General features: G+C 65.2%; 26 protein-coding genes and 1 tRNA gene. 8 read left to right on the top strand and 19 right to left on the bottom strand.

The features are described 5' to 3' along the window. Nucleotides 1–219: 219 nt before the first annotated feature. The 12 genes from J2751_RS14360 to ribH form a co-directional block, all read right to left on the bottom strand. Nucleotides 220–1,920 (bottom strand): acyl-CoA mutase large subunit family protein, encoded by a 1,701-nt coding sequence (locus tag J2751_RS14360; RefSeq protein ID WP_209487013.1) that lies wholly within the window; start codon nt 1,918–1,920, stop codon nt 220–222. A gap of 90 nt (nt 1,921–2,010) precedes the next feature. Beyond that, the gene (locus tag J2751_RS14355) at nt 2,011–2,451 is read right to left on the bottom strand and encodes a universal stress protein (protein WP_209487012.1); all 441 of its coding nucleotides are present in this window, start codon (nt 2,449–2,451) and stop codon (nt 2,011–2,013) included. 60 nt (nt 2,452–2,511) lie between these two features. Beyond that, a complete protein-coding gene (locus tag J2751_RS14350; RefSeq protein WP_209487011.1) occupies nt 2,512–4,044 on the bottom strand; it encodes a TrkH family potassium uptake protein in 1,533 nt (510 codons plus the stop codon). Beyond that, nucleotides 4,041–5,546: a TrkH family potassium uptake protein gene (locus J2751_RS14345; protein WP_209487010.1), complete on the bottom strand. Its 1,506-nt coding sequence runs from the start codon at nt 5,544–5,546 to the stop codon at nt 4,041–4,043. Before J2751_RS14345 ends, J2751_RS14350 begins: the two co-directional genes overlap by 4 nt. Further along, a complete protein-coding gene (gene trkA / locus J2751_RS14340) occupies nt 5,546–6,883 on the bottom strand; it encodes a Trk system potassium transporter TrkA (RefSeq protein ID WP_209487009.1) in 1,338 nt (445 codons plus the stop codon). Before trkA ends, J2751_RS14345 begins: the two co-directional genes overlap by 1 nt. Before the next feature lie 48 nt (nt 6,884–6,931). Continuing rightward, nucleotides 6,932–7,828, bottom strand: coding sequence for a mechanosensitive ion channel family protein (locus tag J2751_RS14335; RefSeq protein ID WP_209487008.1), 897 nt, complete (start codon nt 7,826–7,828; stop codon nt 6,932–6,934). Beyond that, entirely contained in the window at nt 7,828–8,073 is a 246-nt protein-coding gene (locus J2751_RS14330; RefSeq protein WP_209487007.1) for a YhbY family RNA-binding protein, read from the bottom strand. The genes J2751_RS14335 and J2751_RS14330 overlap by 1 nt, the downstream gene beginning before the upstream one ends. Nucleotides 8,074–8,147: 74 nt before the next feature. Further along, a complete protein-coding gene (locus J2751_RS14325) occupies nt 8,148–8,654 on the bottom strand; it encodes a DUF5797 family protein (protein WP_209487005.1) in 507 nt (168 codons plus the stop codon). Further along, nucleotides 8,651–9,952 (bottom strand): Asp-tRNA(Asn)/Glu-tRNA(Gln) amidotransferase subunit GatA, encoded by a 1,302-nt coding sequence (gene gatA / locus J2751_RS14320; protein WP_209487003.1) that lies wholly within the window; start codon nt 9,950–9,952, stop codon nt 8,651–8,653. Before gatA ends, J2751_RS14325 begins: the two co-directional genes overlap by 4 nt. After that, nucleotides 9,952–10,272 carry an Asp-tRNA(Asn)/Glu-tRNA(Gln) amidotransferase subunit GatC gene (gene gatC / locus J2751_RS14315; protein WP_209487001.1) on the bottom strand — a complete coding sequence of 107 codons (321 nt, stop codon included), beginning with the start codon at nt 10,270–10,272 and terminating at the stop codon, nt 9,952–9,954. The genes gatA and gatC overlap by 1 nt, the downstream gene beginning before the upstream one ends. Nucleotides 10,273–10,519: 247 nt before the next feature. Beyond that, nucleotides 10,520–11,674: a pyridoxal phosphate-dependent aminotransferase gene (locus tag J2751_RS14310; RefSeq protein WP_209486998.1), complete on the bottom strand. Its 1,155-nt coding sequence runs from the start codon at nt 11,672–11,674 to the stop codon at nt 10,520–10,522. A gap of 116 nt (nt 11,675–11,790) precedes the next feature. Further along, on the bottom strand, nt 11,791–12,204 hold the full coding sequence (gene ribH / locus J2751_RS14305; protein ID WP_209486996.1) for a 6,7-dimethyl-8-ribityllumazine synthase: 414 nt from the start codon (nt 12,202–12,204) through the stop codon (nt 11,791–11,793). A gap of 143 nt (nt 12,205–12,347) precedes the next feature. On the opposite strand from ribH, the gene msrA reads away from it, so the two are divergent. After that, nucleotides 12,348–12,884 carry a peptide-methionine (S)-S-oxide reductase MsrA gene (gene msrA, locus J2751_RS14300; protein ID WP_209486994.1) on the top strand — a complete coding sequence of 179 codons (537 nt, stop codon included), beginning with the start codon at nt 12,348–12,350 and terminating at the stop codon, nt 12,882–12,884. A 15-nt stretch (nt 12,885–12,899) separates the two neighbouring features. On the opposite strand, the gene J2751_RS14295 is transcribed toward msrA, so the two are convergent. Continuing rightward, nucleotides 12,900–13,646, bottom strand: a complete 747-nt coding sequence (locus J2751_RS14295; protein ID WP_209486991.1) for a protein sorting system archaetidylserine synthase — start codon at nt 13,644–13,646, stop codon at nt 12,900–12,902. A 102-nt stretch (nt 13,647–13,748) separates the two neighbouring features. After that, nucleotides 13,749–14,789, bottom strand: coding sequence for a Brp/Blh family beta-carotene 15,15'-dioxygenase (locus tag J2751_RS14290; protein WP_209486989.1), 1,041 nt, complete (start codon nt 14,787–14,789; stop codon nt 13,749–13,751). Nucleotides 14,790–14,984: 195 nt separating this feature from the next. Between J2751_RS14290 and J2751_RS14285 the strand changes: the two genes are divergently transcribed. The 4 genes from J2751_RS14285 (at nt 14,985) to J2751_RS14270 (ending at nt 19,398) form a co-directional block, all read left to right on the top strand. Continuing rightward, nucleotides 14,985–16,973, top strand: a complete 1,989-nt coding sequence (locus J2751_RS14285; RefSeq protein WP_209486987.1) for a bacterio-opsin activator domain-containing protein — start codon at nt 14,985–14,987, stop codon at nt 16,971–16,973. Nucleotides 16,974–17,014: 41 nt separating this feature from the next. Next, nucleotides 17,015–17,455 carry an SRPBCC family protein gene (locus J2751_RS14280; protein WP_209486984.1) on the top strand — a complete coding sequence of 147 codons (441 nt, stop codon included), beginning with the start codon at nt 17,015–17,017 and terminating at the stop codon, nt 17,453–17,455. Nucleotides 17,456–17,547: 92 nt separating this feature from the next. Beyond that, nucleotides 17,548–18,678 carry an SPFH domain-containing protein gene (locus tag J2751_RS14275; protein ID WP_209486983.1) on the top strand — a complete coding sequence of 377 codons (1,131 nt, stop codon included), beginning with the start codon at nt 17,548–17,550 and terminating at the stop codon, nt 18,676–18,678. A gap of 93 nt (nt 18,679–18,771) precedes the next feature. Continuing rightward, complete coding sequence (locus J2751_RS14270) at nt 18,772–19,398, top strand: winged helix-turn-helix transcriptional regulator (protein ID WP_209486982.1); 627 nt, start codon at nt 18,772–18,774, stop codon at nt 19,396–19,398. 4 nt (nt 19,399–19,402) lie between these two features. Here J2751_RS14270 and J2751_RS14265 read toward each other — a convergent pair whose 3' ends face one another. The 3 genes from J2751_RS14265 to J2751_RS14255 form a co-directional block, all read right to left on the bottom strand. After that, nucleotides 19,403–19,666 carry a DUF7123 family protein gene (locus J2751_RS14265; protein WP_209486981.1) on the bottom strand — a complete coding sequence of 88 codons (264 nt, stop codon included), beginning with the start codon at nt 19,664–19,666 and terminating at the stop codon, nt 19,403–19,405. 180 nt (nt 19,667–19,846) lie between these two features. After that, a complete protein-coding gene (gene yjjX, locus J2751_RS14260; protein ID WP_209486979.1) occupies nt 19,847–20,383 on the bottom strand; it encodes an inosine/xanthosine triphosphatase in 537 nt (178 codons plus the stop codon). A gap of 72 nt (nt 20,384–20,455) precedes the next feature. Next, on the bottom strand, nt 20,456–21,241 hold the full coding sequence (locus J2751_RS14255; protein WP_209486977.1) for a helical backbone metal receptor: 786 nt from the start codon (nt 21,239–21,241) through the stop codon (nt 20,456–20,458). A 370-nt stretch (nt 21,242–21,611) separates the two neighbouring features. Here J2751_RS14255 and J2751_RS14250 point away from each other — a divergent pair, with 370 nt between their 5' ends. The 3 genes from J2751_RS14250 (at nt 21,612) to J2751_RS14240 (ending at nt 23,790) form a co-directional block, all read left to right on the top strand. After that, nucleotides 21,612–22,583, top strand: coding sequence for a transcription initiation factor IIB (locus J2751_RS14250; protein ID WP_209486974.1), 972 nt, complete (start codon nt 21,612–21,614; stop codon nt 22,581–22,583). Between the two features lie 75 nt (nt 22,584–22,658). Continuing rightward, nucleotides 22,659–23,042, top strand: a complete 384-nt coding sequence (locus J2751_RS14245) for a hypothetical protein (RefSeq protein WP_209486971.1) — start codon at nt 22,659–22,661, stop codon at nt 23,040–23,042. A 31-nt stretch (nt 23,043–23,073) separates the two neighbouring features. After that, nucleotides 23,074–23,790, top strand: a complete 717-nt coding sequence (locus J2751_RS14240; RefSeq protein ID WP_209486968.1) for a type I 3-dehydroquinate dehydratase — start codon at nt 23,074–23,076, stop codon at nt 23,788–23,790. A 110-nt stretch (nt 23,791–23,900) separates the two neighbouring features. On the opposite strand, the gene J2751_RS14235 is transcribed toward J2751_RS14240, so the two are convergent. Further along, a tRNA-Arg gene (locus J2751_RS14235) sits at nt 23,901–23,973 on the bottom strand. Between the two features lie 53 nt (nt 23,974–24,026). Beyond that, a complete protein-coding gene (locus tag J2751_RS14230) occupies nt 24,027–24,290 on the bottom strand; it encodes a twin-arginine translocase TatA/TatE family subunit (protein WP_209486966.1) in 264 nt (87 codons plus the stop codon). Nucleotides 24,291–24,464: the final 174 nt, after the last annotated feature.

Genomic DNA, 24,464 nt, shown 5'->3' with positions numbered 1-24,464 from the left:
CATTGCGTTCGGGTGACGCGTTCGCGTCACCCTTGCCCGCTACGCTTTCACAGCGACAGCTCTACCCGACCAACAATCTGCTTCCGAAGAGCGTAGCTCGTTTATAAACAACTACCAAACCGTATTGCGAGACCCACTCCCGATATCGATCGAGAAGTGCCTCGATTTTGACACGCCACTGAAGAGTTTCGAGGGCAGACTCCCGATCGACCCGGACGATCAGGCGACGCCGATCCGCTCCCGATACGTCCCGTACTCGGACTCGAACACGGCCATTATTTCGCCCATCGTGGCATACGTCTTCACTGCGTCGACGATAGCGGGAAGGACGTTCTCCCCGGCCGCGACTGCCTCCCGAATCTCGTCGAGCGCGGCCTCGACCGCCTCGTCGTCGCGCTCGGCTTTCACCGATTCGAGCCGATTGAGCTGCCGTTCACGGGTCGTCTCATCGACGTGGAGCAGGTCGGGCTGTGTGTCCTCTTCGATCTCGTAGGCGTTGACGCCGACAACCGTCTCCTCGCCCTCGTCGACGCGCTCCTGATACTCGTAGGCTGATTCCTGGATCTCGCGGTGGAAGTACCCCTCGTCGATGCCGCGCAGGACCCCCTCACGGATCGAGCCGTCGCCCATCTCACGGATCTCCTCGATGTAGGCTGTTGCGTCGGCCTCGATCTCGTCGGTGAGCGCCTCCACCGCGAACGATCCGCCAAGTGGGTCAGCGATGTCGGCCGCGCCGGACTCCTCGGCGATGATCTGCTGGGTACGGAGCGCCACCCTGACGGCCTGTTCGGAGGGGAGCGCCAGCGCCTCGTCGAAGGAGTTGGTGTGAAGGCTCTGTGTTCCGCCGAGAACCCCTGCGAGCGCCTGTATCGTGACGCGGACGACGTTGTTGAGGGGCTGTTGAGCGGTCAGCGACTGGCCCGCGGTCTGGGTGTGGAACTTGAGTTGTTTGGAGGCGTCTGCCTCCGCGCCGTACTCCTCGTCCATCACGCGGGCGTAGATCCGGCGTGCGGCCCGGAACTTCGCGACCTCCTCGAAGATCGAGTTGTGAGAATTAAAAAAGAAGGAGAGCTGTGGGGCGAACTCGTCGATATCGAGTCCACGGTCGAGACACGCCTCGACGTACGCGAACCCGTCCGCGAGCGTGAACGCGAGCTCCTGCGTCGCTGTCGACCCCGCCTCTCGGATGTGGTAGCCCGAAACCGAGATCGGGTTGAATTTCGGCGTCTCGTCGACCGCGAACTCGATCGTGTCCGTCACCAGATCGAGGGAGGGCTCCGGGGGAACCACCCACTCTTTCTGGGCAATAAACTCTTTGAGCATGTCGTTTTGTAGGGTTCCCCTGAGTTCTTCGCGCGGGACACCCTGCTGGTCGGCGATGGCGACGTACATCGCGTAGATCACCGGTGCGCTCGGGTTGATCGTAAACGAGGTCGACACCTCGCCAACGTCGATACCGTCGAACAGAATCTCCATGTCCCGAAGCGTGTCGACGGCGACCCCCTCCTTGCCGACCTCACCGAGCGACATCGGGTCGTCCGAGTCGAGTCCCATCAGCGACGGCATATCGAAGGCGGTCGAGAGTCCGGTTTGGCCCTCCTCAATGAGGTAGTGGAACCGCTCGTTCGTCTCCTCGGCGGTGCCGAAACCGGCAAACTGTCGCATAGTCCACGTCCGCCCGCGGTACATCGTCGGGTAGACACCGCGGGTGTACGGCTCCTCGCCGGGAAAGCCGAGGTCCTCGTCGTAGTCGAGGTCGGCGACGTCGGCAGGCGTATACAGACGGTCGACCTCCCGGTTCGAGACGGTCGCGAACCGCTCGCTGCGCTCGCCGAACCGGTCGAGTACGGGGTCGAGCGTCTCCGACTCCCACTCGGCGTGAGCCTCGCGGATCGCGGAAAGCTCCTCGTCGTCGTACATACCCTCGGATACCCGCCACGTATTCATAAATATTGTTTATGAACGTTTTGTTCGGCGAGAGGTTTGCGTCGCGGTGTTGGCGACCCAATCTCAGTCGCGTGACCCACGTCGCGGGAGCGCGACGACTGGAACCGGCGCGTCCGTCACGAGCGTGATTGTGAGGTCACCGGAGAGGAACCGAAGAATTCGATTACCGTCCCGGGGGCGGTATGCGATGGCGGTCGCATCGACCGCCTCGACGGCATCAAAGATCGTTTCGGCGATGTCCTGCCCGTACGCCGTGTGTTCGTCGGCGTCCGGAAACACCGTCCGAACGGCGTCATACGATTCGGCCGCGACCGTTCTCGACTGTTCGACCGGCGTTTTATCGGGCGCTCCCTGCGTCGTCTCGACGACGTGAAGCGCGGTCACGTGGTCCGGATCGTATGGTTCGAGCGCTCTCGCCGTCGCCAGCGCGTCGTCCTCGTGTGCGACCGGGAGGAGAACGTTGGTGAGTAGTTCCTTCCGGCTCCCGTCACTTGTTGTGGTCATACGGCATGGTGTCCGTTCAGGAGATACATAACTGCTCTTCCGATCAGCACGAGTCGGGTCTCAGTCGTCGATCCCGGCGATGAACAGCGCGAGCACCGGCACGATCTCCAACCGGCCGATCCACATCAGGACGATCATTAGGACCTTCGTCGTGTTCGGGAGGAACTCGTAGCTACCGAACGGGCCGAGCGGTCCGAGCGCGGGACCAACGTTCCCGATCGTCGCGAGCGACGCGGCAAACGCCTCGATCCCCGAAAGCGGGTCTCCGACCCGCGCGGTGTCCAACTCGATGAATATCGCCGCCAGCGCGAATATGAGTAGGTACAGCATACTGAAAACCAGTATTCCGCGGACCACGTTCTCGTCGACAACCTCGCCACCAAGTCTGACGGGTCGGACCACGTCCGGATTCGCCGTTGTGTACAGTTCGCGTCGTAACGTTTTCAACACGACGAGCCACCGAATGACCTTGATTCCGCCACCGGTCGAGCCAGCCGACCCGCCGACGAACATGACCAGAAGGAGGAAATACTGTGTCTGGATGTCCCACTGCGCGAAGTCAGCGGTCGCGAACCCGGTGGAGTTCATCAGCGACGCGACCTGAAACGCTCCCTGACGCAGGGCGTTCTCCACGTTTCCTTCAGTGAGGCCGCCGATCTCCGTCACGGGTGCCCCGCCGTAGAACAGCCCAACCGAAAGCACGCCGGCCAGTCCCGTCACCAGTCCGAGGTACGTGCGGAACTCGGTGTTTTCGAGCATTTGCGTCGGATCGTCACGAAGGAGATACCAGAACAGCGCGAAGTTGACGCCAGCGAGCACCATAAACGGGATAAACACCCACTGTGCCACGGGCGAAAAGGCCGCAATACTATCGGCCTCCGGGGAGAACCCGCCTGTTGGGAGCGTTGAGAACCCGTGTGCGATCGCGTTGTACGGGGTCATGTTCGGCGCGAGATCAGTAACTCCGAGCACGAATAGGAGAACCATCAACACGGCAGTAAACCCCATATAAATGAGCCACAGCGCCCGGGCCGTCTCGGCGATCCGGGGCGTGAGCTTCTGGAGCCCAGGGCCCGGTGCCTCCGATTTCATCAGCTGTGCGCCGTTGACCGCGAGCTGTGGGAGGATCGCTACCATCAGGACGATGATTCCCATTCCCCCGAGCCACTGTGTCAACTGGCGCCACATCAACACGGCGTGTGAGTGCTGTTCGAAGCTGATCTCGGCGGTGACCGTCGCCCCAGTGGTCGTGAACCCACTCATCGACTCGAAGAGCGCGTTTATTGGGTGACCGAGCGCGGAGCCGTTTCCGTACCCCGCGAGGAGGTACGGAATCGCGCCGACAACTGCGGCCATGAGCCACGCGAGCGAAACGACAGCGAGCGCGTCGCGCGGCCCTAACTCGGGGTCGGGATCGAGTCGTTCGAGCGTGAGGCCGATCAGGACGCCGATCGCTATCGATGCCGTAAATACCCAGATGTCCTCCCAGTAGATCACGGCGATCACGAGCGGGAGTGCCATGGCTGCGGAGAGGTACTTCACAATGCTTCCGGTGTAGCTGAGCGTGGCTCGCGCGTCGATCGTTCGTGTCATGATGTCCAGAACGCCTTGGTGAACAGCACGAGCACCGGGATGATTTCGATGCGACCGATCCACATCAAGACGATCATCACGCCGCGGGTGCTCATCGGGAACGACGCGTACGTTCCGTACGGTCCCGCGTCACCGAACGCGGGCCCGATGTTGAGGAACGTCGATGCGGCCGCACCCATCGCCTCGAACTCGGAGACGCCGACACCGGCCCGCTCGGCGTCGACGACGATGAACACGGTGAGAACGAAGAATATCACGATACTCAAAAGAATGTACGAGTAGATATCCCGAATCGTCTCTTCGTCGACGGGTTTCCCCGAGTTCCGAACCGGTCGAACCGACTCGGGGTGAATCGCAGTGAACAGGTCGCGTTTGAATGCTTTTAACGCCACGAGCCAGCGGAGGGATTTGATCGAACACGTCGTCGATCCGACCATCCCGCCGAGGAACATCCCCATGAACAACACGTATTTTGCTCCCGGTGCCCAGAGTTCGAAGTCCGTGCTCGCGTAGCCCGTCGTCGTTACGATCGACGCGACGTTGAACAGGGCGTGACGGACGGTTGCTTCCGCCCCAAACTCGATGCCCGGATCAGCGTATAAGACGAGTGCGACGATGGCAGCGAACGTGGCAAGCGTCCCCAGATAGAAGTGGAACTCGTCGTTTTTTACCAGGCGCATCGGCTCACCGTTGATGGCGAAGTACATGAGCACGAAGCTCGTCGACCCAGCGATCATAAAGGGGATCACAGCCCACTGGATGGCTGGATGAAACGCTCCGACCGAAAGCGGCTCCGGAGAGAATCCGGCCGTCGCGACCGACGTGAACGCGTGTGCGATCGCGTTGTACAGATCCATCCGCGGGTCGAACGCGAGCCCGAGCGCGAGGTAGACAGCGACCGCAAGGACGGTCAAACCGAGATACAACCCCCAGATGAGCCGCGCCGTCTGTGATATCTTCGGCGTGAGCTTGTTCAGATCACGGGTCTGCGTCTCCGACTCCATCAGCTGTGCGCCACCGACCCCGAGTTCGGAGAGGATCGCCGTCGCGAGAATGAGGATGCCGAGCCCGCCGAGCCACTGGATGACCTGTCGCCACATCAACACCGACTGCGAGTGGAGAGAGAAATCCTCCAACACGGTCGCGCCGGTCGTCGTCAGTCCGCTCATCGCTTCGAACATAGCGTTTACCGGATGAGCGATCGTCCCGACGCCAGCAACGAGGAACGGAACTGCGCCGACGGCGGCGACGAGCAGCCAGATCGCCGCCACGGCGAGAAACGCCTCTCGTGGGCCGAGCGTCTCGTCCGGATCGCGGAGGTAACGCAAGCCGGCACCAGCCGCGAGCGTCGTCGCTATCGCGGCGAGAAACGGCAGCGGCGACTCGCCGTAGTACAGCGCGACGAGCAGCGGAAACGACAGGGGAACGGTCAGATAGACGAGCACGTCGCCGGTCAACCCGGCGCTCGCTCGCCAGTCGACGCGGATCCTGCGTCCGGACATCACGCCATCGCCGCGAGTTCGGTGGCAAATGATGTTTCGACGAGTGCGACGACACTGTCACCGGGTTGGAGCACGGTATCACCGCGTGGCGTGACGTGTCGTCGATCCCGGATGATCGCGCCGATGACGAACTTCGCGTCGATCTCCTCGACCAGCGTCGCGATCGGTCGCCCGACCAGCGCACAGCCGTCAGCGAGTTCGAGTTCGAGGACTTCCGCCTGGTCGTTCTCGAGAACCGCGATGTTCTCCGCGACGCTGTCGAACGTGAACCGCGTGATCTCCTCGGCCGTCACCGTCCGCGGGTTGATCGCCACGTCGATGCCGATTTCCTCGAACACCGTCACGTAATCCGCGCTGTCGACGACCGAGACGACCCGGTCGACACCGAGTCGCTTGGCCAACACCGAAACGAGGAGGTTGCGTTCGTCGGCGTCGAGCGCGCTGACAACAATATCGGCCTCGTCGACGTGTTCACGCGTCAGGAACTCGGTGTCCGTCGCGTCGTGTTGCATCACCACGGTGTCGGGAAGCTCCTCGGCGAGCCACCGTGCCCGATCCGGATCCTGCTCGATGAGTCGGGACGAGAGCCCACGCTCTTCCAGTATGCGAGCCGTCTGGTATCCGATCTCGCTTCCGCCGACGATCACGACCTCGTCGGCCTGATTCGGCGTCGAATCGGGTGCGATGTCGTTCGCAAACTCCTGTACGCTCTCCGGGCTCCCGACAACGACGGCGCGGTCCCCCGGCTCGATCCGGGTATCACCGCGCGGAATAGTCATCTCGCCGTCGTGGAACAGCCCGACGAACGTAAGCGACTCGAAGCGGTCCGCTTCCATAACCGTCTGATTCGCGACCGGGCTGTCGTCGCCGATCTCGAACTCGGCCATCTGTACCAGCCCGCCCGCAAACGGGTCGACATCGACGGCCGCGGGGAGACCAATGACACGAACGATGTTCTCTGCCGTGAGCAGATCCGTACACACCATGAAATCGACACCGTAGGCGCGGTCGTCCCGCTCCCACGTCTGAAGATAGTCGGTGCTCTTGACTCGGGCGATGGTGAACGACGCGTCGAAGGTTTTTGCGGTCCCGCAGGCGACGAGGTTCGTCTGATCGTCGTCGGTACAGGCAATGAAAATATCCGAGTTGGCGACGTCCGCTGCCTCCTGTACCGGTGATGCGGTGCCGTCTCCGGTGATCGTCAGCACGTCGTACTGGTATTTGAGGTCCTCCGTTCGGTCGGAGTCGATGTCGATGACGACGACCTCGTGGTCGGGCGCGAGGCTGGCGGCGATGCTCGTGCCGACCTCGCCGGCGCCGACGATGACCACGTGCATGGACCCACCGACTCACCGGATCCACAAGTGGATTACTATCCGGAAACGCTACTCGCCGCCGCCGAACGCGGCGGGCTCTTCCCACGCGTTCCGGCCCGAGACGGTCCGTTGCGGGAAGGGGATCGTGATGTCCTCCTCGTCGAACCGCTGTTTGACGGCTTTCACGTAGTCGGCGCGTGCCTTCACGAAGTCGGATCTGGACGGCTCGTCGATCCAGATCCGCGACTGGAGCCCGACGTACGAGTCCGCGAGCTCGGTCAGTCGCACCGAGGGCGCGGGGTCGGCGAGGATCGCGTCGCTCCGTTCGGCCTCCTCAATGATGATCTCCGTCGCTTTGTCGACGTCGTCCTCGTAATCGATCCCGAAGACAAATTTCATCCGGAGCCGGTTCTTCGCGACCGGGTTCTTCACGACGCCGCTCGTGAGCGCGTGGTTTGGCACCGTGAGCAGTTCGTTGTCGAACGTCCGGACCCGAGTGACCCGGAAGGAGATGTCCTCGACGATTCCCGAGTTGTCGTCCCACTCGATCCAGTCCCCGATGCGGAACGGCTTATCAGTGTAAATAAACACGCCCGCGACGAAGTTGCGGATCACGTCCTGTAGCGCGAAGCCAACCGCCAGCGTCGCCGCGGCCGCGATGGTCGCCAGCGACCGCAGGAAGTCCTCGTAGCCGGCCGCGCCGAATGCGACCGTAAGCCCGACGAACAACACCAGAAACGTGGCGATCTTGTTCAGCGGGCGGCGTGCGTGCTCGTCGAGCCCCTGCTTGTCGAGTACCCGTTCGACGAGCGGGTTGAACACAGACTTGTTGAGTGCGTACACCGCGGCCATGACGACGAGAAAGATCGCGGCGGACACGACGATTCCGGCGAGCGGCCCTAAAAAGGATTCCAGAACGTCGGTGACCGGCGTGATGCCGACGACACCGCCCGGAGCCGGAGACATCAGTGGAAAACCGCCGTGTTTCCGCGCGTCTCGATCAGGTCAGCGTTCACTGCTTCGGCCAACTCGTCGGCGAGCTCGTCCGTCGAGGTCCCACCGCGGGCCGCGCGAAGGAATTTCACTTTCACGAGTTTCCGGTCGTCGAGCTGGTCGGCCAACTCGTCGACGACAGCCTCGATACCGCTTTTCCCGACCCAGACGGTCACGTCCAGATCGTGTGCCTCCTTACGAAGTTGCTGATCGCTCATACCCTGACGAGTCGCTCGTCCGTGTTGAACCTTGAGGTTCGGCGATCAGCCGCATGACGGGTGTGGTTGCTCGCTCATTCGCTCACTTCGACCGTGATCGCGTCCCGTTCGACCGCCAGCCGGAACGTGGGCACGGTTCGATACTCCACCTCGACCACGTTCTTGCGTTCGAGACTCCGAAGCGCACGGCGGACCGCACCCACCTCTGGGTCGATGTCGAACGTCTCGCGGAGGTCGTTGAGCACGCTCACGACCGACTGGGAGCGCTCTCCGGGGCCGGCAACGACCTCAAACACGCGGGCTTCGAGCTGTGGGACGCGGATCGTGTCGGGCGCTGTACCCTTCGCGACCGCGTCAGCCTCGATGCCGGGTTCGACATCGACGAGGTCGTTCGCCCCAGCAGTCGCCCGAATCAGGCTGTCGTCGTCGCGGTAGTAGTACTCCTTCAGATGGTCCTCCAGGTACCGGTGGACCGCGCTGCCGCCGTCGACGCCCCACGCGTCCTCCAACTCGGAGTTCTTCGTCGGCTGGAGACGCACCACGTCGGCGAGTCGGTCGAGTTCCTCGTCGGTCAGACTCATCGGTCCTCGACCGCGCTCGCGGCGCGGATCACGGTCTCCTCGTCGAACTTCGGGCCGACGAGCTGGAGCCCCACCGGGAGTCCGTCGGCCTCACCGGCGGGCACCGATATCGCCGGGAGGTTCGCGAGGTTGACCGGCGTCGTGTTCGCGTCCGCAAGGTACATTCGGAGGGGATCGTCGAGACTCTCGCCGAGTTCGAACGGGAGCACGGGCATCGTCGGCGACGCGATCACGTCGACAGCCTCGAAGGCGTCCTCGAAGTCCTGCCGAACCCACGCACGAGCGTCTTGCGCCTTCTCGTAGTACTTGTCGTGATACCCTGCCGAGAGCGCGTACGTCCCGAGCAGAATCCGGCGTTTGACCTCTGAGCCGAACGCCTCGCGAGTCTCCGCGAACGCCTCGTTCCAGTTCCCGTCCGACTCGGCGCGGTAACCGTACCGAACGCCGTCGAACCGGGCGAGATTCGAGGACGCCTCGGCCATCGCGATCACGTAGTACGCCTGTACCGCGTGTTCGACCGAAGGCAACGAGATTTCCGTCGTCTCCGCGCCCTGTGTCTGTAGATCCGCGATCGCGGCCTCGACCGTCTCGACGACGCGCTCGTCAGCCCCGTCGAACAGCTCCGTGGGGATACCGACTGTCAACCCGTCGACGTCGCCGTCGGCGGCCGCGGCGTAGTCGGTGCCGGCGTCAACCCCGTCGATCTCGGTCGGGTCGCGGGTCGTTCCGTCGTTCGGGTCCGGCCCGGCAATGACCGAAAGCGCCGCGGCGGCCTCCTCGACGGTTCCCGCGATCGGGCCGATCTGTTCGAGGGAGTTGGCGTACGCGATCAGTCCGTACCGCGAGACCAGTCCGTAGGTGGGCTTGATCCCGACGACGCCACAGAACGCGGCAGGACAGCGGACGGAGCCACCCGTGTCCGATCCCAGGGCGATGTCCGCCTCGCCCGCGGCGACCGCGGCCGCCGACCCGCCCGAGGAGCCGCCGGGGACGCGCTCGGGGTCCGCCGGGTTCCGCGTCGGACCGAACGCGGACGTCTCGGTGGTCGTCCCCATCCCGAACTCGTCCATGTTCGCCTTCCCCACGATCGTCGCGCCCGCATCGGTCAGGCGTTCGACGACGGTCGCGGAGTACGGCGGCACGTAGTCGGCGAGCATCTCGGAGCCGCAGGTCGTCGTAACGCCCGCAGTCGAGATGTTGTCCTTGACGGCGACGGTCGCGTCCGCGAGCGGGCCCGTTGCGTCCGCGTCGCTCTCGATCCGTTCCTCCGTGATGAAGGCGTTGAGGTCGGCCGACATCACGACACCTTCGGTCCCGTGAAGAACCCGTCCTCGGTCTTCTCGGCGTTCGCGAGCGCCTCCGCCTGCGTGAGTCCCTCTTCGACCTCGTCTGGGCGCATCACGTTGACGAGCGACTCTTCGCGCTCGGTTTCGGGAACCTCGTCGAGCGCCTCGAAGTACTCGAGGATCTCCGCGAACTGGTCGACGAACTGGTCAATCTCGTCGTCGTCGAGGTTCACCCGCGCCAACTCCGCGACGTGTTCGACCTCCGCGGTATCAACGGTCGACGGGTTGCCGGCATCCCCCGATCCGTCGCCCGGCTCTGACGTATCGCTCATACGTCATCCTGCCACGGACTCGGAGTAAGGGTTTCGGAACGGGCGGTCACCCGCGGTTGCCGGTTAGGCGGATGCCGTCTCGTCCCCGCCTCGAACCGTCACCACGGGCGCGTGCGACAGTCGGACCGGCTGTTTCGTGACGCGCCCGAGCAGCTATCGCTCGACCCCGATCCATCCGTGAGTACCTATCACGACGAGGTCGACGCCAACGGCGTCGGCATTTATAAGAGGTCGCTGGCGTCGGCATTTATAAGAGGTCGTTCGAGACCAGTCGGTCGACCGCCTCGCGGAGTCGCTCCTCGCTTGCGGCGTACGAGATCCGGGCGAATCCGGGCGCGTTGAACGCGCTTCCGGGGACACACGCCACGGAGGCCTCTTCGATGGCGGCCTCACACCACGCTTGGTCGTCCTCGTCCACTGGGATCATCATATAAAAAGCACCATCGCCGACGTCGACGTCGACGCCGTGCTCGTCGAACAGGTCGACGAGGAGGTCACGACGCTGTGCGAACGCCTCGCGCATTTCCTCGACGGACTCGTCGGTGTTCTCCAGCGCCTCGACGCCCGCGTGCTGGACGAAGTTCGTCGCACACGAGACGGAGTGGGAGTGGAGCTTGCCGGCCTGTCCGACGAACTCCTCGGTCGCGTGGAGGTATCCAAGTCGCCAGCCGGTCATCGAGTACGCCTTCGAGAAGCCGTTGATCGTGATCGTCCGATCTGCCATTCCGTCGAGGCTCGCGAGTGAGATGTGTTCGGCGTCGTAGACGATCCGCTCGTAGATCTCGTCGGAGATCACGGCGATGTCGTGTTCGACCGCCAGATCGCGGACCCCCTCGAGGGCGGCTTCAGAGAACACCGCCCCCGTCGGGTTCGACGGGGAGTTGACGACGAGGAGTTCGGTGTCGTCCGAGACGGTCTCCGCGAGGTCGTCGAGCGCGGGCTCCAGTTGGAACCTGTGGGGTGCGAGGTCGACGCGAGAGAGGCTCCCGCCCGCGAGTTTCACCATCGCCTCGTAGGAGACCCACGCCGGATCGAGGAGGACGACCTCGTCACCCTCGTCGATCAGCGTCTGGAACGTCTCGTATAAGGCCTGTTTCCCGCCGGGGGTGACGATCACCTCGTCGGCGTCGGCGTCGATCCCGGTGGTACGGAGCTTCTCCGCGATCGCCGCCTTCAGCGGCGGGATCCCGTTCGAGGAGGTGTAGCCGGTGTGGCCGGCGTCGAGGGCCTCTTTCCCCGCCTCGACGACGTTTACTGGGGTGTCGAAGTCGGGCTCACCGACCGAGAGGTCGACGATGTCCGCTCCCTCCGCCTCCTTTTCGGCTGCGAGGTTCGATATCGCCAGCGTCGCGCTGGGCTCTACGCGTCCGATTCGGTCCGAGTAGTCGTATGCGTCGGTCATTGTCGTGTTCGAGTATCGCCGCGTGGGCGTCGTTCGGTCGGTCGTCGGGTCGTCGCGAAACGGGTCGTCGGATCGCTCACCCGTTGTGGTCAGTCGTCGGGGCCGGCCTCGAAGACTCACGCCGCGTCGCCGAGCTCCTCGGCGAGATCGATCGCGGCGTGGACCGCATCGCCCCCCTTGTCGACCCGTTCGCGGGCCTCCGCACCTGACATCCCCGGGCCGCTCACGCCGAACGTCACGGGGGTGTCGCGGTCGAGGCTCACCTGTGTGAGTTTCTCCGCGGTCGCGTTCGCGATGACGCGATCGTGGGCGGTGTCGCCGGTGACGATCGCGCCGACGACCGCGACTGCGTCGACCGCCTCGCGGCGCGCCAGTCGGTCGGCGGCCAGCGGGCTGTCGTACGCGCCCGGAACCGACAGCTCGTCGACGACGATCGCGTCGCGCTCGGCGGCCGCCTCGCGGGCCGCCTCCGCCATCGGGTCGGTGACGGAGTCGTTGAACCGCGCCACGACCAGTCCCAGCGAAACCATACGAACGCTGGAACCGGCGACGGCAAAGGTCTACCGTTCGCCGTCGATGTCGCCGGGTCGGTCGGGAGGGAACGCCGAGCCGAGAGGACGGAACGTCGAAGGCGAGAAGCGGATTAATACGTCTCCGACCCGTACTGACGAGCATGACAGACGGACACGAAACGGCGACGTTCGGCGGCGGCTGCTTCTGGTGTATCGAGGCCGCCCTCGAGGAGCTGGCGGGCGTCGAGTCGGTGACCTCCGGCTACGCCGGCGGTCACACGGAGGACCCGACGTACCGAGCGGTTTGCTCCGGAAACACCGGACACGCGGAGGTCGTCCAAGTCGAGTACGACCCGTCGGTCGTCTCCTACGACGACCTGCTGGAGGTCTTCTTCACCGTCCACGATCCGACACAACTCAACCGACAGGGGCCGGACGTGGGCACCCAGTACCGGTCCATCGTCCTGTATCACGACGACGCACAGCGCGAAAAGGCAGCCGCCTACATCGAGGCGCTGGACGAGGAGTACGACGACGACGTGGTGACGGAACTGGAGGGACTGGAGACGTTCTACCGCGCAGAGGAGAAACATCAGAACTACTTCGCGAAGAACCCCGACGACGCCTACTGTACGTTCCACGCGCAGCCGAAGGTCGAGAAGGTACGCGAGACGTTCGAAGCGAAGCTCACGAACTGACGTCCTTCCCGCGGCTCACGTCCCGCCGATCCCGCCGTTCGGGCCGCCGATCCCGTCTCCCCAGTAGAACCGCGGACCCAGGAGGAGGTAGCCGGAGGCGAGGAACAACAGCGCGAACGCGAATCCCTCGCCGATCCACGGCGGGAAGACGCTGGTTACTCGGTGAACTATCGGAGTCACGATCACCGCCGCCTGAACGAGTCCCATCACCATCGCGTCCTGTGCGTGTAGATCCGGGTACGTGATCGTCGTCCCCATGAGGACCGCGAACAGGGCGGTCGCGGCGACGAGCGGAACCGGATCGGTGTACCCCGCGAGCACCGCGGCGGCGAGGACGGTCGCCGCGAGCGTTGTCGGAACGCCGACCGTCTCCCGGCTATCGCTGTCGTAGGCGGTGTACATCCCGAGTCTGGCGACCGCCATCGAGACGAACAGGGCCGCGGCACCGAGACCGAGACCCACGAGTAGCGGGTCGACCGCGAACGAGCGGGCGTCGAAGACGACCATCGCGACCAGCGTCGCGGGCGCAACGGCGAAGGAGGCGACGTCGGCCAGCGAGTCGAGGTACGGCCCTGCTGGGGTCGAGCCGCGATGTCTGGCGACGACCCCGTCGAGTCCGTCCGCGATGGCGGCAACTAGGATCAGTCGGGCCGCGAGCGTGACGTCGAGAGTGGCGGCGATCACGGCGAGGAAGCCGACAGCCGCGTTCGCGACCGTGACCGCGTCCGCGAGCCCGAGCCGGCCGACGAACCGCAGATACATACCGGATCGGTCGACGAGCCGGGTTTTAGGGTTTGTTATCTCCGGGACGGGGATCGCCCCGAGAACGGCTGGTACGAACCCGACCGTCACGGGACGTACTCCTCACGGAACGTGCCAGATCCCGCGACCGAAGTCAAGCCACTCCCCGACGACGACGTGCGGGAGCGCGATGATACAGACGAAGATCGTGTAGAAGGCTACCGCCCCCGGCAACAGCGAGACGCCGCCGAGGGGGTTCGGCGCGACGAACCACAGCGTCGCCGCCACCAGCGCGGTCACGAGTGCGCCGACGACGAGCACCCCCCACGCCATCACGACGGAGACGCCTTCAGTGCGGCTCGGCTGCGCCTTCTCCACGGCGATGCTCCGCCCCGACTGTCGCAGCGAGTACCACAGCGGGAAGTAGAGCCCGATGGCGATCACGACCGGGACGAACACGAAGAAGGCGACGAGCAGCGAGGTCTCGAAGAGGTCCCGGAGCCACGCAGTCGAGACCCCGCCGGTCGCGAGGCCGCCGCCGAGGTGTGCGACCACGGCCAGCCCGTATACGCCCCCGAGAACCGCCGCAAACCCGCTCGGGTCGGTCGCCATCGGGCCGAGCAGTTGTCCGTCGAAGATGTTGAGCATGTAGCCAGTAAAGCCGTAGAACGTCTCGGTCCACGCCACGGCCGGAACGATCATGACCGCGCCGCCGCGGACGAACGCGGCCAGCGCGCGTTGCGGGCGTGAAACGAGGTGGTCGCTGCCGACCAGCGCGTCCATAACCCGGAGGTCACCGTGTCCCCCCTTCGCGACCGCCGTTCCGAACGCGAGCGCGAGTGCGAGCAGGGGTGCGACCACGAACAGACCGATAAACGCGGCCACGAACCCGAGATACAGGACGACGTAGCGCGCGCCGAACGGGAGGCCGCGTCGACGGAGGTTCGAGAAGTGTTCGTAGCCGCCGTGTGGGAGGTTCAACGCGACCATTCCGACGAGGTACACGAGCATCTGTGTGCGCAGTGTCGGCTCGGTACCGACCGCGTACAGGGCGGCGAACCCCACGGTCAATACGAGAAGCGCACCGCGTGAGACGTCGATCGCGGCGTGCTCCGGCTCCCCGAAAATGCGGCGACGGGCGAGGCTCACGGTCGAAGTGGACATGCCAGATCGTACGGTCTCGTTCCGCTTGTGTGCTCAGCGACATTATGAAGTCGTTTAAATACCCTCGCGCGACCCGTTCCGACTGGTGTGGGACGCCTCCCGGCCCGACCGGCCGGCTCAGAAACATCGATTATCCAACACTTTATCGTCGACCGAAGCACGAACTATTAATCAGCGGGTCACCAAAATGTACGTATGTCCGGATCCCGGACCCTCTTGGTCCATCCGCGAGACGGGATCGACCGGCTCACGTCCGCTCTGGAAGCCGAAGGGTTCGACGTGACGGCGGTTCATACTGCCACGTCGGCGGTGGCGAAGGCCACTACCGGCACCTTCGACTGTCTCGTCAGCGAGTACGACCTGCCGGGAGACGACGGGGTCACGCTGCTGGAGGCACTCGACGAGTCGGACGTCGATCTTCCGGTGGTGCTCTTTACTGACTCAACGGAGGAGAGCGTCTCCCGGACCGCATACGAACACGGGGCCGATCGGGTTCTCGAAAAGAACGGATCCGACTCGGTCGACCGATTGGTCACGGACGTGGCGACGATCAGTTCACGCGACGAGATCCGTGAGGCACAACGAGACGTCACCGGACACGAACCGTCCGCGGGAGACGTTGAGCGTGCGATCGGCGAGGCACCGGTCGGAATCAGCCTCTGTGATCCCGATCTGACGGACGGACCGCTGGTGTACGTCAACGACGCGTGGGAGGAACACACTGGATACCCGACCGAGGAGGTGATCGGACGAAACCCTCGGTTCCTTCAAGGCCCGGAGACGGACCCGGAGACCGTCGATCGACTCTCATCCGCGATAGCGAACGAGGAACCCGTCACCGTCGAAATACGGAACTATCGACGTGACGGAACCCCGTTCTGGAACGAACTAACCGTCGCGCCGGTGTACGACGGCGAAGATCTGGTTCATTACGTCGGATTCCAGAACGACGTGACGGACCGAAAACTCGCCGAGGACCTCGCAGAGGAGCGTGCGGAGAAGATCGCCGCCGAGCGACAGGTGCTCGACCGGATCCTCGGGCGCGTGAACGGACTCCTCAGCGAGATCAGCCGAATCCTCGTCGAAGGAACCAACGCCGAGACCATCTCACAAAAAGTGTGTGACGAGATCGCGAACGAACCCGGATACATGGGCGGGTGGATCGCAGAGGTGTCGTCGGGGACCGGTCGGCTGGAGCTGACCGCGACGAGCGGGATCTCCGTGGAGGCGGGAACGTCGCTGTCGCTCGATCAGACGCCGCCGGAGGTCAGACGGGCGATCGAAACCGACGAGGTACAGGGCTGTTCGGCGGGTAGCTGTTCGGGCGGATCGCTCGCTCCCAAGACGATCGGCGGGCGGCGGCTCCTCGTGGTTCCGATAACGTACGGTCACCGACGATACGGGCTGTTGGGAATCTACAGCAGCGCGGAGGACGCGCTCGACCGACGCGAACGGAAGATGTGTCAGTCCGTCGGGAAGATGATCGCCAACGGGCTCCACTCGGTCGAGACGACGCGGATCCTCACGACCGACAAGGTCGTCGAACTCTGCGTCGACGTCACTGACGAGTCGTTCACGCTCTCGCGGGTCGCTGCCGGAGTCGGTGCGTCGATCGAGCTTCTCGGGACGACCCGGCTCGACGACGACGGCTGCGAGCTGTACCTCAAAAGCGAGACGAGCGCCATCGATCTCGAATCCCTCCGATCGCTGTCGTTCGTGCGGTCGGTCCGGTCGGTCTCGGAGACGAACGACGACTTCACGTTCTCGGTGACGGCGACCGAATCGCCACCGTTCACGCGTCTCGCGGAGCACGGTGGCGTCATCGTCGAGGCGACCGCGGAGCCGACGAGCGCGAGTGTAACCATCGAAGCGCCCCCCGAACAGGACGTACGCTCGATGCTCAACGTTCTCCGCGCGGAGTACGACGGCGTCGAACTCCGCTCGCGCGTCGAGCGCGAGAGCCGTGACCGGACCCTCACCGAGTTCGCCTCGGAGGTCGACGACCGCCTCACGGAGCGACAGCGGTCCGCACTGAAAACCGCGGAGCTGAACGGCTACTTCGAGTGGCCCCGACCGGTCGACGGCTCGGAGATCGCCGAGCGGATGGGCATCACCAGACAGACGTTCCATCAACACCTTCGTGCCGCCGAGCGGAAGCTGGTCGAGGCGTACGTCGACCCGTGACGCCGCGAGCGAGACGCTGAACACGCCACGCAAACACACTCATGATATCAGCACGCGACACGATCCGCGTCGACGCCGATGTCGCCACCGTGTTCGAGTTCATGGACGACCCGCACAACCACGCCGCGGTGACGCCACGGCTGACCGGCGTTCGGGACGTCGAACGCCTCGAGAACGGCGGCAAGCGGCTGTCGTTCACGTATCGAATGGCGGGGGTCGGCATCGACGGCGAGTTGGTCCAGACGGTTCACGAGCCGAACGAGCGGATGCGCTTCGAGATGCGCGGCCGTTTGGAGGGAACGATCGATCTCGCGTTCGAAGCGGCCGGAGACGGAACCGACCTCACGTACGCCGCGGAGTACGACCTCCCGGACGGCGTGTTCACGTCGCTGGGCGAGCCGGTCGTCCGCCGGTTCAACGAGCGACAGCTGCGTGCGACCCTGGAGAACGTCGCCGAGCGGTTCGCACCAGGCATGGATTGAGCTTCCGCCGAAAGCGTCCCGGTCTCGGCGGCGACCGAGCGTTCATCGTCCCGCGGGCGAACAATTAAGCGTCCGATTCCCCAATCGGGTGTATGGACCTACTTCCCCTCCAGTTCGGTTTCGGATTGTTAAGCGTCGGGTTGCTGTTTCTCATGTTGGTGGTGATCACGCTCTGGCAGTCGTTCGCCATCGTCGACGCCTACGAGAAGGAGGCGCTGACGGTGTTCGGCGAGTACCGGAAGCTCCTCGAACCGGGGATCAACATCATTCCGCCGTTCATCTCGCGGACGTACGCGTTCGACATGCGGACGCAGACCCTCGACGTGCCGCGTCAGGAAGCGATCACGCGGGACAACTCGCCGGTGACCGCGGACGCGGTCGTCTACATCAAGGTGATGGACGCCAAGAAGGCCTTCCTTGAGGTCGACAACTACAAGAACGCCGTCTCGAACCTCGCACAGACCACGCTCCGGGCCGTCCTCGGTGACATGGAGCTCGACGACACGCTGAACAAACGCCAGGAGATCAACGCGAAGATCCGCCGCGAGTTGGACGAGCCGACCGACGAGTGGGGGATCCGCGTCGAGAGCGTCGAGGTTCGCGAGGTCAATCCCTCGAAGGACGTCCAGCAGGCGATGGAGCAGCAGACCTCTGCCGAGCGTCGTCGCCGGGCGATGATCCTCGAAGCGCAGGGTGAACGTCGCTCCGCGGTCGAGCAGGCGGAGGGTGACAAGCAGTCGAACATCATCCGCGCACAGGGTGAAAAGCAGAGCCAGATCCTCGAAGCGCAGGGTGACGCCATCTCGACCGTGTTGCGTGCGCGGTCCGCCGAATCGATGGGCGAGCGCGCCATCATCGAGCGGGGGATGGAGACCTTAGAGGAGATCGGCAAAGGCGAGTCCACCACGTTCGTCCTCCCGCAGGAACTCACCAGTCTGGTGGGGCGCTACGGCAAGGCGCTCTCCGGCTCCGACGTCCAGCAGATGGAGGGGCTCGAAGGGCAGGAGTTCGACGCCGACACTCGGAAGATGCTCGGACTCGACAACATCGACGAGATCCTCGGCCAGATCGACGAGGCGGCGGAGATGGACGTCGAGGAACTCGAAAAGGAGGCCGAAGCGGTCAAGTCCGGTGCCGGGACTGATATCAAGTCGGCCGACGAGGTCATCCAAGAGATGGACGACGAGGAGATCCCCGACGGCGAAGTCGAACGCGAGACCTAACGCGACAGACCTTCGGAGAAACCGCCTCCACCCGCCGATCTCGAAACGGACCTGAACGAAGCGCTTTTGTTGACTGGTAGACTACTATCGGCAGTGACGGAAGACGTCGATGAACGGAAACGCCGGACGCTACGACGCTTCGCCGCGGTCGGAGCGGCCGCCCCGTTCGTCGGCACCGCGAGCGCCGGGAGTGACACGGGCACGGACGTCGACGGCGACACCAACGAGACTCGTGAGGCGATCCGTGGGTACGTTCCCACCACACCCGGCGCACATTTCTCGAAGCTCCGCGACGACCTTCGGCTCGGCACCGGAGAGGCGCAACACCATCTCCGGAAACTCGAGGATTCGGGCGAGATCGAGTCGGAAAAGGACGCCGACTATCGTCGATATTTTCCGGCGGGTCGATTCGATGGCCTCGACAAGCGGGCGCTCGGGTATCTCCGCCGGGACACACCGAGAGGGATGATCCTCGCGCTCCTACGGGAGCCGGACGCAACCGGCGTGCGGATCGCCGACGCGCTCGACGTCTCGCGACCGACCGTCAGCGCTGCCGCGGCGGATCTGGCCGCAGCGGGGCTGCTCGACCGGTCGAACGGCTACGAGTTGGTCGAACCCGAACGGCTGTTGACGCTGGTCGTTCGCTACGCCGACTCGTTCGACGCCGACGCGGTCGCCTTCGCGGACGACGCGGCGTCGCTCGTCAGCTACGACCCGTGAGTCGCTAGCGGGTCTCCTCGGTCACCATCCACGTGGTCCCCGACGAGTAGCCCCACTTCTCGACGTCGATGTCGCGGGTCGCGTCGACGACCGCGCTCATGTTCGCGCCGACCTCCTTCGCGGAGAGGCCGAGATCGTCGGCGATCAATCGGGATTTGAAGTACGTCCGATCGCCCGCGTTCGCGTGGAGGTATTCCAGTATCCGTGCTTGTTTCTCCGAGAGGCCCGCGGACTCGACGGTCGCGGGCTCCGTGTGTGCCGTGCTCATACACCTACCTACCGGTGGTACCCTCAAAAGGCGGTTGGTAAACCGGGTTAACACCCTCTCGTGGTGCGTTTTTCGGTTCTCGTCCGCCGTTCGACGACGCGCACGGCGGTCCCTACGAGTCGGATCGGTCGATTCCGGTACGATCCACGAACCCCCGTCGCGGAGTCGTGACGCCTCGGGTCACTCGTACTGGTCGGAGACGAAGGGGCCGAGCGCGCCGGCGACCGCGGTCGAGAGTGCGTCCGCGCGGTCGACACTGCCGGCGGTGAGGGCACCGGCCGCCCCGCCGCGTTTCGCGACCCCGGTCACACCGAGGACATCGTCCATCACGGGGCCGAGCTCCTCGCCCTCGTCGACTCGGGCCGCGATTCGATCCGGGAGCCGAAGGCTCGGGCCGGATCCTCGGCCGACGCGATCGCCGTCAGTGGCGACGGCCCACATCACGAGAAAGAGCCCGTCGGCGGCCGTGAACCGGGCCACTCCGCCCTCGATACCGACCCCGAGGTCGTACACTCCCGCGTCGAGAGCCGCGGTGGCCCGGTTCTCCGCGCCCGTCACGGTCTCCGCGTGGCCGACCGGCTGCTCGCTCACGCCCGACTGGACGGGAACGGACTCGACCCCTGCGTCGAGGACACGTCCGTCGCCCTCGGCGGTTTCGAGCGCGCGTTCGACCGCACGACGCTTCACCGGGTTCCCACTGCCGACGCCGATCCGCATACACGGAAGTGACGCCGGAAGCACGAATATCCCTCGAACCCGGCCGGTTCCGTGCCGGTCCTGCGGAGGCGGCTACGGGGACGACTCGGGATACAGGCGTCCGGCGAGCCGCTCGATTCCATCGATCAACGCGGGACTCGGTTGGTTGAGAAGCGAGTCATCGAGGACGTGGACGGGCGCGTCGACCGCCCAGTCACGCTCGTGAACGATGGCGGGATCGACGCGGTCGCCGTGACCACAGACGTGGAGGACGACGTGGTCCGGGTCGGCGGACTCGATCGCCTCGATGTCGACCTCGCGGGAGCGCTCGCCCGGCTCGACGAACGGATAGTGCCCCCCGGCGGCCCGGACGGCGTCGGGCACCCAGTTGCCCGCGGCCATCGGCGGGTCGGACCACTCCTCGCAGTAGACGGTCGGCCGGTGGGTTTCCGCTCCGTCCCCGTCTTCCCGGACCGCGTCGGCGACGTAGTCGAGTCGGCCCCGGCACGCCGCGGCCAGTCGCTCGCCGGCCTCGGGACGGTCGACCGCCGCGCCGCGAGCGGCGAACCCGTCGAGGACGTCCGCCAACGTGGCCGGTTCACGATGGTACACGTCGAGACCGCGATCGCGACACGCCGCGGCGACGTCCGCCTGAAGCGCGTCGCTGGTGAGGACGGCGTCGGGATCCAGCTCCACGACGCGATCGAGGTCGGGGTCGATCCATCCGCCGATGGCCACGGGGTCGACCTCGTGTGCGGTGCCGGCGTCACTCGCCGGGTCACAGTGGTGTGTTACCCCGATCAGCGTCCCGCTCGCTCCCATCGCTGACAGCGTCGCGGTCGCGCTCGGAGCCAACGAGACCACTCGTGGGGAAGCCATACGTGAGGAGTACGACGCGACCGTTCGAAAGGGTTCGGTTGTGGTGGACGACTGAGACGACCCGGCTGGCGGACGATCCACGCCGTACGGTTCGGCTCCCACGATCTGCCCCCTTCCCACCGTCCGCCGTTTCCCCGCCGTCAACCGTTCTCTCCACGGCTCGCCGTTTCCCCGCCGTCCGCCGACCCGTCCGTGAGTCCGTATCAGGGAACCCGTTGTTTCGGGCGGCCCGTCGTCCGATTCCTTCGTGATAGATCGTGTCGTTTCGTCGTCGAAACGCCGACACGTTCCGGGTGTTTTAAGTCACGTTCTGCCGTCTATTAGCCAAGACTGTGCCCGGCCGTTTTGAGTTCCGGGCCACAGAGAGCCCATGACCGAACGACTACATACCCGAAGGAGTCGCACCCGAGGGGAGACGGAGGACGAATCGGAACGAGACGACGAGAGCCTGAGCTGTCCGGAGTGTGACGGACAGGTCATCAACGACGAGGAGCACGGCGAAACCGTCTGTGCGGACTGCGGACTCGTCGTCGAGGCGGACTCGGTCGACCGCGGCCCCGAGTGGCGCGCGTTCGACTCCCGCGAGAAGGACGAGAAGTCCCGCGTCGGCGCGCCGACGACGAACACGATGCACGACAAGGGGCTGTCGACGAACATCGACTGGCGCGACAAGGACGCGTACGGGCGGTCGCTCGGTGCCCGCCAGCGCCAGAAGATGCAGCGGCTCCGCAAGTGGAACGAGCGCTTCCGCACCCGCGACTCGAAGGAGCGCAACCTCAAACAGGCGCTCGGCGAGATCGACCGGATGGCCTCGGCACAGGGGCTCCCGGACAACGTCCGCGAGACCGCCTCGGTGATCTACCGTCGCGCGCTCGACGAGGACCTGCTCCCCGGACGCTCCATCGAGGGCGTCTCCACGTCGTGTGTCTACGCCGCCGCGCGCATGGCCGGGGTTCCGCGTAGCCTCGACGAGATCGCCGACGTCTCCCGCGTCGAGAAGGCCGAGATCGCCCGGACGTACCGCTACGTCGTCCGCGAACTCAAGCTCGAAGTGAAACCCGCCGACCCCGAACAGTACGTCCCGCGGTTCGCCTCCGACCTCGAACTGAGCGAGGAGTCGGAGATGCGCGCGAAGAGTCTCCTGAAGAACGCCAAGGAGAAGGGCGTCCACTCCGGCAAGTCGCCGGTCGGCCTCGCGGCCGCCGCCGTCTACGCCGCCGCACTGCTCACCAACGAGAAGACGACGCAGGCCGCGGTCTCGGAGGTCGCCGACATCTCGGAGGTTACCATTCGCAATCGGTACCACGAGCTGCTTGAGGCCGAGGACGGCCTCGTCGCCTAACCGCGCGTTCCGCGCTCCGTCTCCAGTCAGGTAGTCGTCGCGTCGGGTTCAACTCCGAAACCGGTTCACGTTCTCATGTATCCACGAGACTTGCTGTTGGGGCTGCTTCTGCTCGTCGGTGGCAGCTGGATCGCCTTCGGGGGAGCGGTGGCCTCCGACGGCGTCGCCCTCGGCGTTGCGGTCGGCGGCTGCGCGCTCGCGGGCGTCGTCTACCTGTTCTCGGCGGTCGAGTTCGGCGTCGGTCGACGGATCGCCAGCCACACGCTGACCCGCCTTCGGCTCCGTGCGGTCGCACAGTCGCTCCTCGGGATGTCGATGCTCGCGCTCGGGATCGATGGCTACGTCGAGACGGGGAGCGGGTCGCCGCTGCTCGCCGTCGCGGGCGTGGGCGTTCTCGGACTGGCCGCCGTGTTGTGGACGCGACCGGAAGCGGCCGACGGTGGTCACGACGGCGAGTGATCCTAAGTCCCCCCGGCGAGAACGGTCACATATGTTCGAGGAGTTCGTTCTGGCGGCGAGCACGGCCGACCTCGACGCCGAGCCCCGCGCCCGCGAGGACGCCGACGCGATGGAGTTCCGCATGGACCTAGCGGACGACCCGCTGGACCAGCTCGACGAGTACGACGGGACGCTCCCGCTCGTCGTCACGAACCGCGCCGCGTGGGAGGGCGGCGAGGCCGACGACATCGGTCGCTACGACGCGCTCTCGTCGGCGCTCGTCCACGACGCGGTCGTCGCCGTTGACGTCGAACTCGCGGCGCTCCGGGGAACCGCTCCGTCCAGCGAGCGGTCGCACGCGACCGCGCTCCGGGAGGCCGCCCGTGAGGAGGGCGTTCGGGTGATCGCCTCGGTTCACGACTTCGAGTCGACGCCGGAGACGGCCGCGCTCGTCGACCTGCTCGCGGATGCGGCCGCCGAGGGCGACGTGGCGAAGCTGGCGACGACGGCGGCCGCCGAGCGCGACGCGCTCGCGATGATCGAGGCGACCCACGCGGCGACCGCGGCCGGCCACCGCGTCGCGACGATGTGTATGGGCGAGCCCGGCCGCCACACCCGCGCCGTCACCCCCGTCTACGGCTCGCGGATCGGGTACGCGCCGGTCGACGCCGCCGACGCGACCGCTCCCGGCCAGTACCCGCTCTCGACGCTCCGGACACTCGTCGACGGGCTCCGAGACGGAGGCCGGGAGGCGGTCGACGGTATCTGAGTCGTGGCGCGCACCTCCAAGCGCCTCACGACTGGAGGTTTGGATATCGTCATCGTTGACCCATCGGGCTCCACTTATGAACGAGCGACCGGCACTTCGTTCGCAGATAGCGGGCACGGCGGGATTCGAACCCGCGATCGAGAGGTTAGGAACCTCTCGCCCTGTCCGCTAGGCCACGCGCCCGGTACGAAACGGAGAAAACGTCGATCGGGAGTCGGCCGGCATCACGAGTGCGGTTACGCGGTCGTCTCTTTGTCCGTCTCGGTTTCGAGGTCGTCGTCCTCGTCGTCGAGCGTCGCGTCGGCGTCCTCGTCGTCCATGTTCTTCAGCTCGTTCTCGATGTCCTCTCGTCCCTTCTTGAACTCGCCCATCGCCTGTCCGGTCGATCGCGCGAGCTTCGGGATCTTGTTCGCTCCGAACAGGAGGACCAGTACGAGTACGATGATGAGGAGTTCCGGCCCCACCGGGATGCCGCCGAACAGTGGTATCGCGCTTGCCATCTCTATACCGGAGTAGCCCTGTGGCGATTATAGTCTTTTTGGACGAAGAAACGCGAGCTCACCGCCACGGATCGGCCGTTCAGCATCTTTCGAGGCGGAGCCCCCGGCCTCAACGAGCAAGAGCTTCCGACCGGTCGGAAGCGCGAAGCGAGTAGGCCGGGGAGGAAGCCGACA

The sequence above is a fragment of the Halorubrum alkaliphilum genome, from assembly GCF_017873815.1.
Taxonomy (GTDB): domain Archaea; phylum Halobacteriota; class Halobacteria; order Halobacteriales; family Haloferacaceae; genus Halorubrum; species Halorubrum alkaliphilum.
The sequence above is the reverse complement of the archived record's forward strand: the minus strand, read 5'-3'. Positions and strand labels throughout refer to the sequence as shown.